This is a genomic window from Erythrobacter sp. JK5 (assembly GCF_018205975.1).
GTDB lineage: Bacteria > Pseudomonadota > Alphaproteobacteria > Sphingomonadales > Sphingomonadaceae > Erythrobacter.
Genome location: NZ_CP073577.1, coordinates 2,477,462 through 2,492,676 on the forward strand (window position 1 = coordinate 2,477,462; position 15,215 = coordinate 2,492,676).

A 15,215-nucleotide genomic window follows, 5' to 3' on the forward strand; every position below is an offset into this window, starting at 1 on the left:
GAGTCCCCGATTGGCAGTTGCGACGTGTCTGCAAGCGCGTGTTTAATCGGCGCTCGGCGCTCATGTTGTCGCTTGTCAGACGGCGCGCGCGCTTGGTCGAAAAATCGCGAGGATCAGGCGGCCTCCGAAGCCGCGAATTGCAACCGCGCCAGTCGCGCGTAGAGCCCGCCCAGCGCCGATAGCTCGTCGTGCGTGCCCTGTTCGGAGATGGCGCCTTCATCGAGCACCACGATCCGGTCGGCCTTGCGCACGGTCGCGAGGCGGTGCGCGATCACCAGCGTGGTGCGCTCCTTCATCAATTCGTCGAGCGCCTGCTGGACCAGTTGCTCGCTCTCGGCATCGAGCGCGCTTGTTGCTTCATCGAGCAGCAGGATCGGCGCATCACGCAGCAGCGCGCGCGCGATCGCCACGCGCTGGCGCTGCCCGCCCGAAAGCTGCGCCCCGCCCTCGCCAAGATAGGTGTCGAGCCCCTCGGGCAACGCCCGCAGGAAGCGTTCGGCGTTGGCCGCGCGCGCCGCTTCCCAGATTTCCTCGTCGGAAGCTTCCCACCGGCCGTAGCGCAGATTGTCGCGGGCGTTGGCGCTGAACAGCACCCCGTCCTGCGGTACGAAGGCGAGCCGCTCGCGGATATCGGCGGGGTCGGCCTTGGTCAGCGGCACTCCGTCCATCCGGATGGTGCCCGCCTGCGGATCGTAGAACCGCTCGACCAGCTGGAAGATCGTCGATTTGCCCGCGCCCGACGGGCCGACGATTGCCACGGTCTCGCCCGGCTCGATCTCGAGGCTGAAATCCTTCAGCGCGGGCGTTTCTGGTCGCGCGGGATAGCGGAAGGTGACATTGCGGAACGACAGGCTTCCGCGCGCCGGTTCGGGCAGGCGTTCGGGTCGCTCCGGGGGTGCGATCTGGGGCCTGGCTTCGAGCAGCTCGGCAAGGCGGCTCGCCGCCCCGGCCCCGCGCAGCAGATCGCCATAGACCTCGGTCAGCGCGCCGAACGCCCCAGCGACCAGGCCGCCGGTCAGCACGAAAGCGGCGATGGTGCCGCCGCTGATCGCGCCTTCGGTCACGGCAATCGCCCCGCGCCACATTGCCATGGTGATCCCGCCGAAGATCAGCACGATCACCACCGAGGTCATGATGGCGCGCAGCACGATCCGCTTGCGCGCGGATTCGAACGTCCGCTCGACGACGCCGCCGAAACGCTCGCTTTCGCGCTCTTCCTGACCGAAGCTCTGAACCACTTTCATGCCGCTCAGCACTTCGGTGACATAGGCCCCGACATCGGCAATCCGATCCTGGTTGGAGCGCGACACCGCGCGGATCTTGCGACCGAAGAACATGATCGGCACTATGACGACCGGGATTCCGATCAGCAGGCCGAGCGTCAGCGTCGGCGCGAGATAGAGCAGCAGCAGGATGCCGCCGATGCCCGTCAGCGTGTTGCGCAGCGCGACCGAAACCGTCGTGCCAACCACCGTCTCGATAATCGCGGTGTCCGACGTCATCCGGCTGGAGATTTCCTTGGGGCTGTTGTCTTCGTAGAAACTGGGGGAGAGGCGCAGCAGGTTGCGCTGCACCTTGAGCCGGATGTCCGCGACCACCCGTTCGCCGATCCAGCTGACGAAATAGAATCGCATCGCGGTGCCGATGCCGAGCACCACCACGATCATCATCAGATACTGAAACGCGGTGGCGATATCGGCCTGGCTCGCCGTGCCGCCGAACGCCTCGTCGATTATCACCTTGAAACGCCACGGAATCGCCAATGTCGCCAGCGCGGTGACCAGCAGCGCGAGCAGCGCAAGGCCGATCTGGCGCGGATATTTGGCCGCCTCGCGATAGACCATGCGCAGCGGCGCAAGCGACCGGCGCTTGGCGGTGTCCGCTGGCTCGACCCGCTCCAGTTCTTCGGTTTCCCCGTCCATTGCGGGCATGATCTAGGGCCCGCGTTCATCTTTTTCACGTGTAAAAAGCGCACAGTCGCAAGGAAAGGTGGTGAGCCGAAACCGATTGTGCATTGCACAATCGCTCGGAAACCCCCATTTCCGCACCCATGGGGATCGGCATTCGAGCGGCATACAAGGTCGCGCGCTCGATATTCTGAAAGGGGGCGCCCATGCTCTATCAGGCCTACGAAATCCAGCGCAGCTGGCTGAACAGCGTCAGCGCGATGGCTTCCATCAGCGCGGAAATGCTGACCAATCCGGCCAATCCGCTGGGCTACACCGGCATGGGTCCGATGATGGCCAACGCGCTCGACGTGTTCGCGCACGCCACCGCGCATTACGGCAAGCCCGCCTTCGCCATCACCGAGATCGAGAAGGACGGCGAGGTCCACCCGGTCGAGGAAGCAACTGTGGTCAATCGTCCGTTCGGCGATCTCAAGCGCTTCCGTCACACCGGACTGCCCGAGAGTTCGCCCCGACTGCTGATCGTTGCCCCGATGAGCGGGCACTATGCCACGCTGCTGCGCGGCACGGTCGAGCGCATGCTGCAGAACTACATCGTCTACATCACCGACTGGGCCGATGCGAAAACAGTGCCGCTGCACGAAGGTCATTTCGATCTCGACGACTACATCGATTACCTGATCGCCTTCCTCGAACAGATCGTCGTCGAGGGCGACGGCGAGCGCCCCCACATGATGGCGGTGTGCCAGCCTTCGGTTCCGGCCTACGCCGCGACCGCCTTGCTCAACCTGCACAAGTCACCCGCCACACCGAAGACGCTAACGATGATGGGCGGCCCGATCGACACCCGCGAAAGCCCGACCACGGTCAACAACCACGCGATGGAGCGCCCGATCGAGTGGTTCCGCCAGAGCGTGATCGCGACCGTGCCGATGAATTATCGCGGGGCGGGGCGTAAGGTCTATCCGGGTTTCATGCAGCTTTCGGCGTTCATGAGCATGAACCTGCAAAGCCACATGATGAGCCATTACGAGATGTTCAAACACCTCACGACCGGCGACGATGCGAGCGCGCAGGCGACCAAGGATTTCTACGACGAATACCGCGCGGTGTGCGACATGACAGCGGAGTTCTACCTCCAGACGGTCGAGGAGGTGTTCCAGAAGCACTCGATCCCCAACGGCACGTTCGAACACAAGGGCGAAGTCGTCGATCTGACCAGGATCACCGACACCGCGCTGCTCGCGATCGAAGGCGAGCGCGACGATATTTCAGGGCTGGGCCAGACCAAGGCCGCGCTGAAGCTGGCGACCGGCCTGTCAGAGAACAAAAAACGGTATTACATGGCCGAAGGCGCCGGGCATTACGGCATCTTCAACGGCAGCCGCTGGCGCAACAAGGTCGCACCGGTGGTCGAGGAATTCATCGCTCAACACTCGTGACGGTCATTGCGGGCAGTCGCGAAGCGGCTGCGCGGCAATCCGCGAGTCCGCAGTCGGCGACCTTCGACGATGGATCGCCGTGCCTTCGGCTCACGCTGACGGATTCAGGGCGGTGATCCGACCTTCGGCGCCCTGAAGAACAATCGCTTGATCACCCGCCGCGCCCACAGCAGCAGCCACACGACCAGCCCCAGCAGCACCAGCGCGATCACTCCGGCCGCAACCGGGTATTCGTAGGCAAGCCACAACAGGCCGATTGTCGCCACGTCTTCGGTCGTGGACGCCATCACGTTGCTGACCGGCTCGGGCGAGGTGTTGACCACTGCCCGCGCGCTGGCCTTGCCGCCATGCGCGAGAAAACTGGCCCCGCCGCCGAGCAGGAACGCAACCACCTGCATTGCCGGGTCCGACGGATCGACGATCGCCAGCGCCAGCAACGCGCCGCCGACCGGGCGCACCAACGTGTGGATCGTGTCCCACGCGCTGTCGAGCCACATCACCTTGTCGGCGAAAAATTCCGCCAGCGCGCCAAATGCCGCGATTCCCATTACCCAGGGGTTTTCGAGCACGGCGAGGCTGGCCAAATGCTCGGGCACCGGCAGCGCGTCGAGCCGCATTGCCAGCCCGGTCGCAAACACGCACAGGTAAAGCCGCCAGCCCGAAAGCAGGCTCACGCTCCCCGCAATCCCGATGATCTCCATGATCCCCATTGGGGGAGGATGCGCGCAACATGCCGGAAACTCAATACTTCGTCATTGCGAGCCGGCGAAGTCGGCGCGACAATCCAGCTTCGGAACTGGATTGCGTCGCTTCGCTCGCAATGACGAAGAGAAAGAGGCGGCGCGGGACCGCTCCCGCACCGCCTCTCGATCCTGGTCACGGCAGTCAAAGCGCGACTGCGCGCCGGCCGGTCAGGCCGCCCTACGCAGGTTGCGCGCGCCAGCGCGCCTACCGCGAGCGACAAACAGCGCCTAGAAAACCTCGAACAGCCCCGCTGCACCCATACCGCCGCCGACGCACATGGTGACGACGACGTACTTGGCGCCGCGGCGCTTGCCTTCGATCAACGCGTGGCCGGTGCAGCGCGCGCCGGTCATGCCATAGGGGTGGCCGATCGAGATCGAGCCGCCATTGACGTTGAGGATGTCGTTATCGATGCCGAGCTTGTCGCGGCAATAGAGCACCTGCACCGCGAAGGCTTCGTTCAGCTCCCACAGGCCGATATCGTCCATCTTGAGGCCGGTCTGCTTGAGCAGCTTAGGAATCGCGAAGACCGGGCCGATGCCCATCTCGTCGGGCTCGGTACCCGCGACCGCCATGCCGACATAGCGACCCAGCGGCGACAAGCCCTTCTGCTCGGCGAGCTTGGCTTCCATCAGCACGGCTGCCGATGAACCGTCGGACAGCTGAGAAGCATTGCCGGCGGTGATGACCTTGCCAGGCCCCATAACCGGGTTCAGCGAGGCGAGCCCTTCGAGCGTGGTCGAGGGGCGGTTGCCCTCGTCCTTGGTGATGGTCACTTCCTGCTGGCTGACTTCGCCGGTTTCCTTGTCCTTGACCATCATGGTGGTGGTCACGGGCACGATCTCGTCGTCGAACTTGCCCGCTTCCTGCCCTGCGGCGGTGCGCATCTGCGATTGCAGCGCGTATTCGTCCTGCACTTCGCGGCTGATGCCGTAACGCGCGGCGACGGTCTCGGCAGTGCCGAGCATCGGCATGTAGACGTCCTTGTGCATCGCGATCAGCGAAGGATCGGGAGCGACGCGCATTTCGGGGGTCTGGACCAGCGAAATCGAATCCTGGCCGCCGCCCACGACGATGTCCATATTGTCGACCACGATCTGCTTGGCCGCGGTGGCGATCGCCATCAGGCCCGACGAGCACTGGCGGTCGATGGTCTGGGCGGCGACGGTGACCGGGGCACCGCCGCGCAGCGCGACCTGGCGACCGATATTGCCCGCCTGCGTGCCCTGCGTAAGCACTGCGCCCCACACCACGTCGTCGATCTCCGCCGGGTCGATCCCGGCGCGCTCGACCGCGGGCTTGAACGAATAGGCGCCGAGTGTGGCACCGGGCGTGGCGTTGAAGCCGCCCTTGTAGGCGCGCCCGATCGGGGTCCGGGCGGTGGAGACGATGACTGCGTCGCGTGACATGGGGGAATTCCTCTGTTGAATGCGAGTCCCCGCGACGGCGGGGATCTCGTTGAACTTGGCAGCGGGCCGAGAGCCGAGGGAGGCTCCCGCCTGCGCGGGAGCTCACACCGGGCTTAAACGAAAAACAGCGTCATCCATTCGCAGATCAAGGCAGGTTTGTCTTCGCCTTCGATCTCGATCGTGATCTCGCAGGTCTGCTGCCACTGGCCGGGGCGCTTTTCGGCCATTTCGGTCAGTTTCCAGTGGCCGCGAATGCGCTTGCCCGAACGCACCGGGCTGATGAAGCGGGTTTTGTTGCCGCCGTAATTCACCGCCATCTTGATCCCGTCGAGCTTCGGAATGTCGCTGTTGGCGGAAAGATAGGGGATCATCGACAGCGTCATGAAGCCATGCGCGATAGTGCCGCCGAACGGCGTCATCTTGGCGGCTTCTTCGTTGACGTGGATGAACTGATGATCGCCGGTCGCGTCGGCGAACATGTTGATCTTTTCCTGAGTCATCTCGACCCATTCGCTGGTGCCGATGTTTTCGCCGACTTTCGCGGCCAGATCCTGTGGGGTCATGGGGCTCCTCCATCTATTGCGCGAGGCTCAGGAATCCCGCCCTCGCGGAGCTGTTTCGGGAGCTTCATGGCAGGGGACAAAGCCGAGCGCAACGCTCGCTTCTATGCCGTTACGGCATCGGGAGCCCGCCGGTTGCGCGACTGCTTCGGCGTCGGGTTCTCGTCCGGAGCCAAACGCGAGATGCGCTCCAGCGCGGCCCGCGCCGAATCGATCCGTCGGCAATAGTTGTGCAGCCCGATCTGCAGGCCGACGATCATCAGCATGACCGGCTGGTACGCGATCCCCTGAAACAGCGCGCCGGTGATATAGACCATGCTCGCCAGTTGCAGCGCGGTCGCCATCGGCGCGATCCACGCCTCGGCCTCCTCGCGTCGGTCTTTCCAGCGTGCGCGCACGCGCTCCATCTGCCACACGCCGAGCCCGTGCAGCAGCAGCCAGATCGCGAGACCGGGCCAGCCCTGCTCGCCGAGCAGCTCGAAGATCGCCGAATGATAGGCGCGGGCCTCGTCGGTCACTTCCCTGAATTCGACCGAGGTGGTGTTGCCGACTTCCTGTCGGACCGGCATTTCGTAGGTGAAGCGGTTGCCGCGATAGGCGTCGAACCCGCCGCCGAACGGCTTGTCCGCCACGTATTCCAGCGTCCAGCTCCACACCGCCACCCGGGTCGAGGCGCTTTCATCGCCCCCCGGCTGCGCGATGGTCGCCATCCGTTCGTAATAGCTCTGCGGTAGGAACGGCAGCGCCACCAGTCCCAGCGCGGCGCCCGCCGCGGCGAACAGCACGCGCCGCTTGACATAGCGCAGCAGCAACACCCCGAGCACGGCGATGCAGACGAGGCCGGTGCGCGCTTCGGTTCCGATCGGCACCATCAGGCAGGCGAAAATCAGCAGAACGGCAAACACGGTGACCGCCCAGTGCGGCCGGAAGACCGTGCCGAACCGCGTGAACCACGCGATCATTGGTGTCAGCGCGATCGCGACCGTTGCCAGTGTCGAGCTTTCGTAGATGCCGCTGTTGTCGTTGACGAAGAATTTGAGGTTTTCGTAACCGCCTCCTCCGAGCACCGTCTTCATCCCGGTGCCGATCACGATCGTGGCGACCGCGAGCACCATCATCAGCGCCAGCGCCTCCAGCCGCGCCCGGGTGGTGATGGTGAACGGCAGGAAGATCGCGAACAGCAGTGCCTTCCACACCCAGTCCCACTTGGTCGCAGCTGGCTCGGGGAAATCGGCATGGCCCGTCGTCCACCAGCAATAGAGCAACAGTGCGAGAATCAGCGCCTGTCGCAGCGAGAACCGCAGGCCCTCCTTGCGATCGAGCATCAGCCATCCCCCGAACGCCGCGCCGAACGCGATCAGCGACACCGGGATATTCTTGATCAGCGCGTAGCCGATATTCTGCGGGGCGATGATGTCGATGTAGACGTAGAGCAGCACCCACAGGAACGGGCGGCGCAATCCCAGCAACAGCACATAGCCGATAAACGCGAGGAAAATCAGGTCGAGCATCAGCCGTCCGCGCCCTGCCGACGAGAGTGGCGCGCGGCCTGGGTAGCCTCGCGCCGCTTGCGGTCGGCCTCGTCGGCGAGATCGCGCAGCAGCGGATCGACTTCGAGATCCGGACGGAAGAACAGGCGCAACAGCGCGACGGCCATCAGGCCGTGTCCTAGAGCGAGGGCGAAGTAATCGATCATGGCGTCGCTTTTGTCCGGCAGGCGCGGTCGCCTGCACTGCCGACACCCCTTAGCCGAGGGCAGTTGACGGCACGTTAAGCACATTCGTGGCATGCCCAGCCCATGACGCGGGTTCTGCACGTCCTCGACCATTCACTGCCGCTGCACAGCGGCTACACCTTTCGCACGCGCGCGATCCTGAAGGCGCAGCAGGCGCTGGGGCTGGACGTGCGCGGCATCACCGGGCTGCGCCATGGCGAGACGCACGACACGGCCAATCCGCAGGACATCGACGGCCTGATCTTCCACCGCACGCCTGGTGCGGTTTCAGGACCGCCGGGAGTGAACGAGGCGCGCGAAATGGTTGCGCTGTCGCGATCGATCCAGGCGCTGGCGAAAGAGTGGCGGCCGGACATCGTCCACGCTCATTCCCCGGCCCTGTGCGGCGGCGGCGCTTGGCGGGCCTCATCCGCGCTCGGCATCCCGTTCGTCTACGAAATCCGCGCGTTCTGGGAGGATGCGGCGGTGGGAAATCGCACCGGCACCGAAGGATCGGTGAAATACCACCTCACCCGTGCGCTGGAGACGCAGATCGTCCGCCGTGCCGATGCGGTGTTCACCATCTGCCAGGGGCTGCGCGACGACCTGATCGCGCGCGGTATCGCGCCGGGCAAGATCGGCGTGATGCCCAACGGGGTCGACCTGTCGCTGTTCGGCGATCCGCCGCCGCGCGACACGCAGCTGGGGGAGGAGCTCGGCATCGCCCCCGGTACGCCGGTCATCGGCTATATCGGCAGCTTCTACGCCTACGAGGGCGTCGACGACCTGATTGCTGCCATGCCGCTGCTCCGCCGCGAACACCCGCAGGCGCGGCTGCTGCTGGTCGGCGCGGGGGAAATGGAACCCGAATGGCGCGCCGCCGCTGCCTCGCTGCCGGAGCCCGAAGCGGTGATCTTCGCCGGGCGCGTTCCGTATGACGAGGTCGAGCGGTATTATTCGCTGATCGACGTGCTCGCCTATCCGCGCAAGCGCTCGCGCCTGACCGATCTGGTTACGCCGCTCAAGCCGCTGGAGGCGATGGCGCAGCGGCGGATTGTCGCCGCGTCTAACGTTGGCGGGCACCGCGAGCTGATGAAGCATGGCGAAACCGGCTTCTTGTTCGCACCCGACGATCCTGTCGCCTGCGCCGACGCGCTGTCGGAAGTGCTCGATACGCGTGAGGAATGGGATGCTGTCCGCGAGCGCGGCGTCGCCCACGTCCGAACTCGCCACGACTGGGCGTGCAACGCCCGGCGTTATCAAGACGTTTACCATCTCTTGCTAGCCGATGTTAATCGCGGGGACGGGCGAGCCGCTCTCACCGCACCAGCCTAGCTGGATCATGAAGGTAGGAGCATCAAGCACCATGCTGTTTGGCAGGTCCGACACCGGGGAATTCACAGCGCGGCGCCGCCGTCGCAGGAAACCGATTGCGGCGCACCCGGCGTTCGTCCCCGTGCTTGCCGTCTGGGGCGCGGCTGCCGCCGGCCTGATCGTGCTGGTCCTGCCGCGCGACACGATCGCAAACCTCCCTGCAGCCGCCGCATTCGCCGCTTTCGGCCCCCTTGCGCATTACCTATTTGCCGCGATCGCCGCTGCCATCGGTGCGGCCTGCGCTGCTGTCTTTGCCAAACGCTGGCGCGGCAATACCCCGCCAGCCGCTGCGCAAGCCCGCGCGGATGACGACGACGTGCAGCTCCTGCGCGCGATCAATCCGGCGTCGGAACTCGGCAGCGCCAGCCTCGACGCCCCGATCGAAACCGAACCCGGCAACTCTGCCGCAACGGGCGAGGTCGATGCCGACGAAGCGATCGCCGAGGCCTGGCCGGGGTCCACCGAAGAACCGGCGTTCGATCACGACGACGATACGCTCGAGTTGTGCGAGGCCTACGAAACCGACGCGCCCTGCGAGAGCGCGGCCTGCGAGCCGGACCCACTCAGCCCTCCTGCCGACGAGATTGAAGAGAACAGCACCGACGAAGCGCCCGTCCAGCTGCGCCGTCCCGCGCGGCGGCGCCGCGACCGGGGCCGCGACCTCGAGCTGGTGCAGGCGCTGACCGATCACCGCGCACGCCAGATGGCGCACAGCTCCGGACAGCTCGACCTTGGCGTCTTCGCCCAGGTGACGGCGAACGAACCGGCCGTTGCCGGCCCCGCACAGCCAACGGCCGCTGCGGAGAAACTGCGCGAGACTCCGGTCGAGGACCTCAGCCTGGTGCAGATGGTCGAGCGGCTTGCGCTCGCGCTGCAGCAGCATCGCTCGGCAGCGCAGGCAAATGCCGAGCCTGCGCCCTCGACCGAGCGCGATGCGGCGCTGGCCGACGCGCTGCGGGCGCTGACCAGGCTGACCGAGAATAGTCTCTGCACAGCCCAGGTCGAACCGGTCGGCGACCCGGCGGAAAGCACTGTCCCAACCGGCCAGGATACCGACGAGCGCGACCTGCGCGAGGCGCTGGGCAAGCTCCAGAACCTGCGCGGCGCAGCCTGACGCTCGACCGCCGCAGGGGCATTTTCCGCAACAGTCCCGCACTTCGCTTGCGCATCGCGCAATCAACCTAAAGCTTAGCCATCGCGGAGTGAAATATTCCTTCGCTTTTCGCGGTTGCAAAATCCGCTTCCTGTCGGCATGAGGGTGCCGAACGTAGTGGGCATTCCATCAGGCAATCGCCCGCACGGCATCCTGCCGCCGAGTGCTCCCTTGCCGCAGAGCAAGCCGGGCCGCACCCGGCGGCATCTGACAGGACGGAACTTTGCCATGGGATTCCCCATCTCCCAGGGTCTTTACGACCCCGCCAACGAACACGACGCCTGCGGGGTGGGCATGGTCGCGCATATCAAGGGCGCGAAGAGCCATGCGATCGTCTCACAAGCGCTCGAGATTCTCGAAAAGCTCGATCATCGCGGCGCGGTAGGGGCCGATCCGCTGCTGGGCGACGGTGCAGGCATCCTGCTGCAGATTCCCGATCCGGTTTTTCGGAAATGGGCCGAAGCGAACGACCACGATCTGCCCCAGCCGGGCAATTACGCCGTGGCGATGTGCTTCATGCCGCAGGACAGCGCCGCGCGCGATTTCGTGACCGAGCAGTTCGAAAAATTCGTCGCAAAGGAAGGCCAGCGGCTGGTCGGCTGGCGCGACGTGCCAGTCACGCTCGACGGGCTGGGCAAGGCGGTGATCGAATCGATGCCGATGATCCGCCAGTGCGTGATCGCGCGGGGAGAGAACTGCGCCGATCAGGACGCGTTCGAACGCAAGCTGATCGTGATCCGCAAGCAGACCCAGAACCCGCTCAAGAAGCTCGAGGAAAAGCACGGCCTGCCGGGCCTGTCGAAGCTTTACATCCCGAGCTTCTCCAGCCGCACCATCGTCTACAAGGGGCTGCTGCTGGCGACCCAGGTCGGCAGTTTCTATGACGATCTGCGCGATCCCGATTGCGTCAGCGCACTGGGCCTCGTGCACCAGCGGTTCTCGACCAACACGTTCCCCAGCTGGCGGTTGGCCCACCCCTATCGCTTCATGGCGCACAATGGCGAGATCAACACCGTGCGCGGCAACGTCAACTGGATGAACGCACGCCGCCGGACGATGGAATCGTCGCTGCTGGGTGCGGACCTCGACAAGATGTGGCCGATCGTGCCGCACGGACAATCCGACACCGCCTGCCTCGACAACGCGCTCGAACTGCTGCTGCTCGGCGGATACAGCCTCGCCCATGCGATGATGATGCTGATCCCGGAAGCGTGGGCGCAAAACCCGCTGATGGACCCGGATCGCCGCGCGTTCTACGAATACCATGCCGCGCTGATGGAGCCGTGGGACGGCCCGGCGGCGGTGTGTTTCACCGACGGTCGCCAGATCGGCGCGACGCTCGATCGCAACGGCCTGCGTCCGGCGCGCTTCTGCGTGACCAGCGACGATATCGTCTGCCTCGCTTCGGAAAGCGGCGTGCTGCCCTTTGCCGAGGAAGACATCGTGCGCAAATGGCGGCTGCAACCGGGCAAGATGCTGCTGATCGACCTCGAACAGGGCCGCATCATCGAGGATGAGGAGCTGAAGGCGCAGCTCGCCGCAGCTGAGCCGTATGGCGAATGGCTCGAACAGGCGCAGTACAAGCTCGAAGACATCAGCGAGATCGAACCGGAGCTTTCGCAAATCCCCGAAAGCACCACCACGCTGCTGCAACGCCAGCAGGCTTTCGGCTACACGCAGGAGGACATTGCCCGCTTCCTCGAACCGATGGCGGTGCAGGGCGACGATCCGGTCGGCTCGATGGGCACCGACACGCCGATCGCGGTGCTCTCCAATCGCTCGCGGCTGCTGTACGATTACTTCAAGCAGAACTTTGCGCAGGTCACCAACCCGCCGATCGACCCGATCCGCGAGGAACTGGTGATGAGCCTGCTGTCGATGATCGGGCCGCGGCCGAACCTGCTCGGCCACGAAGCCGGCACGCACAAGCGGCTGGAGGTCGATCAACCAATCCTCACCAACGAAGATCTGGCCAAGATCCGTTCGGTCGAATCGGTGCTCGACGGCGCGTTCCGCTGCGAAACGATCGACATCACGTGGAGGGCGTCCAAGGGCGCCAAGGGCCTGAAAATGGCGCTCAAGGAAATGTGCTGGGCCGCGACCGAGGCGGTGCTGCAGGACCACAACATCCTCATCCTGTCGGACCGTGCACAGGGGCCGGACCGGATCCCGATGCCTGCCGCGCTCGCGACCGCCGCTGTGCATCACCATCTCGTGCGGCAGGGCCTGCGGATGCAGACCGGGCTGGTGCTCGAAACCGGCGAAGCGCGCGAAGTGCACCACTTCTGCGTGCTCGCGGGCTACGGCGCGGAAGCGATCAATCCGTATGTCGCGTTCGAAACGCTGGAGGAGATCCGCCGGAAGAAGCATCTCGAACTGGACCCGCGCGACGTCCAGCAGAACTACATCAAGAGCGTCGGCAAGGGCATTCGCAAGGTCATGTCCAAGATGGGCATCTCGACCTACCAGTCCTATTGCGGTGCGCAGATTTTCGACGCGGTCGGGCTGGCGTCCGAATTCGTCGAAAGCTACTTCACCGGCACCGCCACGACGATTGACGGCATCGGGCTGATGGAAGTCGCCGAGGAAAGCGTGCGCCGCCACGCGCAGGCCTATGGCAACAATCCGCTCTACAAGAACATGCTCGATGTCGGCGGGATCTACCAATACCGCCTGCGCGGCGAAGAGCACGCCTGGACCCCGGAGAACGTCGCGCAATTGCAGCACGCCGTGCGCGGCAACGATCACAAGAATTACGAGGAGTTCGCGAAGTCGATCAACGAGCAGAGCGAACGCCTGCTGACCATTCGCGGGCTGATGGAATTCAAGCTGGCCGACGAGCCGATCCCGCTCGAAGAGGTCGAACCGGCGAGCGAAATCGTCAAGCGGTTCAGCACCGGCGCGATGAGCTTCGGCTCGATCAGTCACGAGGCGCACTCGACGCTGGCGATCGCGATGAACCGCATCGGAGGGCGCTCGAACACCGGCGAAGGCGGCGAGGAACCATTCCGTTTCAAGCCGATGGAAAGCGGCGATTCGATGCGCAGCCGGATCAAGCAGGTCGCCTCGGGCCGGTTCGGCGTCACGACCGAATACCTCGTCAATTCGGACGATATCCAGATCAAGATGGCGCAGGGCGCAAAGCCCGGCGAAGGCGGGCAGCTGCCCGGGCACAAGGTCGACAAGCGCATCGGCGCGGTGCGGCATTCGACGCCGGGCGTGGGCCTGATCTCACCGCCGCCGCACCACGATATCTATTCGATCGAGGATCTCGCGCAGCTGATCCACGACCTCAAGAACGTGAACACCGAAGCGCGGATTTCGGTCAAGCTCGTCTCCGAAGTCGGGGTCGGCACCGTGGCGGCGGGCGTGTCCAAGGCGCGCGCCGATCACGTCACGATCTCCGGCTATGACGGCGGGACGGGCGCATCGCCGCTGACCAGCCTCACCCATGCCGGCAGCCCGTGGGAAATCGGCCTTGCCGAGACCCAGCAGACGCTGCTGCTCAACGATCTGCGCAGCCGCATCGCGGTGCAGGTCGATGGCGGCCTTCGTACCGGTCGCGACGTCGCGATCGGCGCGCTGCTCGGCGCGGACGAATTCGGCTTTGCGACCGCCCCGCTGATCGCGGCGGGCTGCATCATGATGCGCAAGTGCCACCTCAACACCTGCCCGGTCGGCGTGGCGACGCAGGATCCGGAGCTGCGCAAGCGCTTTACCGGCCAGCCCGAGCATGTCGTCAACTACATGTTCTTCGTCGCCGAGGAGCTGCGCCAGATCATGGCCGAACTGGGCTTCCGCACGGTCGAGGACATGATCGGCCGGGTCGACCGGCTCGACATGACCCGGATGCACCGCCACTGGAAGGCGCGCGGGATCGACCTCACCCGGCTGCTCCACAAGCCCGAGCTTCCCGAAGGCACGCCGCTGCGCAATGTCGAGACGCAGGACCACGGGCTCGGCGCCGCGCTCGACAACGCGCTGATCGCCGATTGCAAGGATGCGATCATTGCGCGCAAGCCGGTGCAGCTCGATTACGCGGTCCGCAATGTCAATCGCACGGTCGGCACGATGCTGTCGGGCGAAGTCGCCAAGGCGCACGGGCACGAAGGCCTGCCGCCCGACACGATCCGGGTGAACTTCACCGGGGTCGCGGGGCAGAGCTTCGGCGCGTGGCTTGCGCACGGCATCACGCTCGACCTGTCGGGCGATGCCAACGACTACGTCGGCAAGGGCCTGTCCGGCGGACGAATCATCATCCGTCAACCCGATAGTGCCAACCGGAATCCGGGCGAGAACATCATTGTTGGCAACACCGTGCTCTACGGCGCGATCGCGGGCGAGGCGTATTTCAACGGCGTCGCGGGCGAACGCTTCGCGGTGCGCAATTCGGGCGCGATCGCCGTGGTCGAGGGCGCGGGTGACCACGCCTGCGAATACATGACCGGGGGGTCGTGGTGGTGCTGGGCAAGACCGGGCGCAACTTCGCCGCGGGCATGAGCGGCGGTGTCGCCTATGTCTACGACCCGGACGGCGCATTCGGCGATCTGGTGAACCACGCGCAGGTCGACCTGCTCCCGGTTTCCGCCGAGCCCGATCTCGAAGAAGGCACCGGCCGGCCGCAGCAGCGCGGGCGCTCGGTCCACGATTTCGGGATGGGCGACATGCTGCGCCACGATGCCGAGCGGCTGCGCATCCTGGTCGAACGGCACCAGCTGCACACCGGCAGCGCGATCGCCGCCGAATTGCTGGCCGACTGGAACGCGGCGCTCGGTCGGTTCGTCAAGGTGATGCCGCGCGATTACAAGCGCGCGCTCGAAACGCTCGAAGCCGAACGGCGCGAAGCCGAAAGCGTGGCGGCGGAATGACGCAGCAAAAGCTCAACTGTCACCCCTGCGAAGGCAGGGGTCCA

General features: G+C 65.3%; 9 protein-coding genes and 1 pseudogene. 4 read left to right on the forward strand and 6 right to left on the reverse strand.

All coding sequences use genetic code 11. The annotated features are described in order from the left end of the window. Positions 1-113: 113 nt before the first annotated feature. Positions 114-1,931 carry an ABC transporter transmembrane domain-containing protein gene (locus KDC96_RS12015; RefSeq protein ID WP_212448656.1) on the reverse strand — a complete coding sequence of 606 codons (1,818 nt, stop codon included), beginning with the start codon at positions 1,929-1,931 and terminating at the stop codon, positions 114-116. Between the two features lie 182 nt (positions 1,932-2,113). On the opposite strand from KDC96_RS12015, the gene KDC96_RS12020 reads away from it, so the two are divergent. Continuing rightward, positions 2,114-3,349, forward strand: coding sequence for a polyhydroxyalkanoate depolymerase (locus tag KDC96_RS12020; RefSeq protein ID WP_212448657.1), 1,236 nt, complete (start codon positions 2,114-2,116; stop codon positions 3,347-3,349). 104 nt (positions 3,350-3,453) lie between these two features. On the opposite strand, the gene KDC96_RS12025 is transcribed toward KDC96_RS12020, so the two are convergent. The 5 genes from KDC96_RS12025 to KDC96_RS12045 form a co-directional block, all read right to left on the reverse strand. Then, the gene (locus tag KDC96_RS12025; RefSeq protein ID WP_212448658.1) at positions 3,454-4,059 is read right to left on the reverse strand and encodes a DUF4126 domain-containing protein; all 606 of its coding nucleotides are present in this window, start codon (positions 4,057-4,059) and stop codon (positions 3,454-3,456) included. A gap of 261 nt (positions 4,060-4,320) precedes the next feature. Then, positions 4,321-5,502, reverse strand: a complete 1,182-nt coding sequence (locus KDC96_RS12030; protein ID WP_212448659.1) for an acetyl-CoA C-acyltransferase — start codon at positions 5,500-5,502, stop codon at positions 4,321-4,323. Positions 5,503-5,615: 113 nt separating this feature from the next. Then, positions 5,616-6,065 carry a MaoC family dehydratase gene (locus KDC96_RS12035; RefSeq protein ID WP_212448660.1) on the reverse strand — a complete coding sequence of 150 codons (450 nt, stop codon included), beginning with the start codon at positions 6,063-6,065 and terminating at the stop codon, positions 5,616-5,618. 101 nt (positions 6,066-6,166) lie between these two features. Continuing rightward, positions 6,167-7,573 carry a putative O-glycosylation ligase, exosortase A system-associated gene (locus KDC96_RS12040; protein WP_212448661.1) on the reverse strand — a complete coding sequence of 469 codons (1,407 nt, stop codon included), beginning with the start codon at positions 7,571-7,573 and terminating at the stop codon, positions 6,167-6,169. Continuing rightward, positions 7,573-7,758, reverse strand: a complete 186-nt coding sequence (locus KDC96_RS12045) for a hypothetical protein (protein WP_212448662.1) — start codon at positions 7,756-7,758, stop codon at positions 7,573-7,575. Before KDC96_RS12045 ends, KDC96_RS12040 begins: the two co-directional genes overlap by 1 nt. A gap of 102 nt (positions 7,759-7,860) precedes the next feature. On the opposite strand from KDC96_RS12045, the gene KDC96_RS12050 reads away from it, so the two are divergent. The 3 genes and pseudogenes from KDC96_RS12050 to gltB all read left to right on the forward strand — a co-directional run bounded on the left by KDC96_RS12050 (position 7,861) and on the right by gltB (position 15,171). Continuing rightward, the gene (locus tag KDC96_RS12050) at positions 7,861-9,111 is read left to right on the forward strand and encodes a TIGR04063 family PEP-CTERM/XrtA system glycosyltransferase (protein ID WP_212448663.1); all 1,251 of its coding nucleotides are present in this window, start codon (positions 7,861-7,863) and stop codon (positions 9,109-9,111) included. A 7-nt stretch (positions 9,112-9,118) separates the two neighbouring features. After that, complete coding sequence (locus KDC96_RS12055; protein WP_212448664.1) at positions 9,119-10,264, forward strand: hypothetical protein; 1,146 nt, start codon at positions 9,119-9,121, stop codon at positions 10,262-10,264. Positions 10,265-10,531: 267 nt separating this feature from the next. After that, positions 10,532-15,171: pseudogene (gltB, locus tag KDC96_RS12060) on the forward strand (glutamate synthase large subunit). Positions 15,172-15,215: the final 44 nt, after the last annotated feature.

Excerpts from the sequence above, each read along its gene's own strand:
- KDC96_RS12015 (WP_212448656.1), bottom strand. The coding sequence starts at position 1,931 with ATGCCCGCAATGGACGGGGAAACCGAAGAACTGGAGCGGGTCGAGCCA.
- KDC96_RS12045 (WP_212448662.1), bottom strand. The coding sequence starts at position 7,758 with ATGATCGATTACTTCGCCCTCGCTCTAGGACACGGCCTGATGGCCGTC.
- KDC96_RS12020 (WP_212448657.1), top strand. The coding sequence starts at position 2,114 with ATGCTCTATCAGGCCTACGAAATCCAGCGCAGCTGGCTGAACAGCGTC.
- KDC96_RS12030 (WP_212448659.1), bottom strand. The coding sequence starts at position 5,502 with ATGTCACGCGACGCAGTCATCGTCTCCACCGCCCGGACCCCGATCGGG.
- KDC96_RS12055 (WP_212448664.1), top strand. The coding sequence starts at position 9,119 with ATGAAGGTAGGAGCATCAAGCACCATGCTGTTTGGCAGGTCCGACACC.
- KDC96_RS12025 (WP_212448658.1), bottom strand. The coding sequence starts at position 4,059 with ATGGGGATCATGGAGATCATCGGGATTGCGGGGAGCGTGAGCCTGCTT.
- KDC96_RS12050 (WP_212448663.1), top strand. The coding sequence starts at position 7,861 with ATGACGCGGGTTCTGCACGTCCTCGACCATTCACTGCCGCTGCACAGC.
- KDC96_RS12035 (WP_212448660.1), bottom strand. The coding sequence starts at position 6,065 with ATGACCCCACAGGATCTGGCCGCGAAAGTCGGCGAAAACATCGGCACC.
- KDC96_RS12040 (WP_212448661.1), bottom strand. The coding sequence starts at position 7,573 with ATGCTCGACCTGATTTTCCTCGCGTTTATCGGCTATGTGCTGTTGCTG.